This is a genomic window from Rossellomorea vietnamensis, from assembly GCF_001305855.1.
Taxonomy (GTDB): Bacteria; Bacillota; Bacilli; order Bacillales; family Bacillaceae_B; genus Rossellomorea; species Rossellomorea vietnamensis_A.
In genome coordinates, this window is the sequence record NZ_LIXZ01000065.1 from 1 (window position 1) to 716 (window position 716).

Genomic DNA, 716 nt, shown 5'->3' on the forward strand with positions numbered 1-716 from the left:
GTGTGAGGTTCATGAGGTCGGGCCTCCTGCCCCCGAGGGCTTTTAGAAAAGCAACACTCACATCGTCGCCGGGAAGGTGCATGCCTGTTAAAATCCATGCCGCTAGGTTGGCGTGGTTTCATGCGTTGGTATCGTTGTCTGGCCACATGCCTTCAGCCGGTCGAAGCTACCCGTCCTCCTTCAGGTTGAGGTTCGAGCGTATGGGAGTGTCGAGCCGGTGCTGGGAGGAAAAATGTTGATTATAGCCCCATTCAAGGTGCCGAATTGCTACGAAGTCAACAAGTATTGGTGAGTGTGTTGTTTTTGATACGAGCAATCTTTAAGGATATGCATGAATATCAGCATCTTATGCCACTCACTCAGTCACTGCTCAGAAAGGTCCTAATAACCATTCTGATTCGTCGTTTCGCTGACGGCATGCCGAGGGAGGTGCGCGCGTGAAGCTGCTGGTACTGGATGCCGGCCACTGCCTGAGCCTGGCCCTGGCCCGGGAGGCCAACCGCCGCTCGGATACCGAGCTCACCATCGAGGAGGGCCTGGAGCTGGATCCCGCCTGGCTGGCGGAGGTGGCGCCGGATGCTCTGGTGATTCCGCCGCTGTCGCGGCCGATCGTCGCCGCGCCGGCGGAGGTGACGGCCCACGCCGAGGCGGTGGAGCGTTGCCTGGAGGCGTGCCGCCAGGCGGATATCCCGCTGGTGTGGTGCGTCTCCGACCAG

General features: G+C 59.8%; 1 protein-coding gene. It reads left to right on the forward strand.

What is annotated here, in order from left to right; translation table 11 throughout:
* Positions 1-437: 437 nt before the first annotated feature.
* The coding region (locus AM506_RS23535) for a hypothetical protein (protein ID WP_200908485.1) at positions 438-716 on the forward strand (279 nt) is incomplete at its 3' end.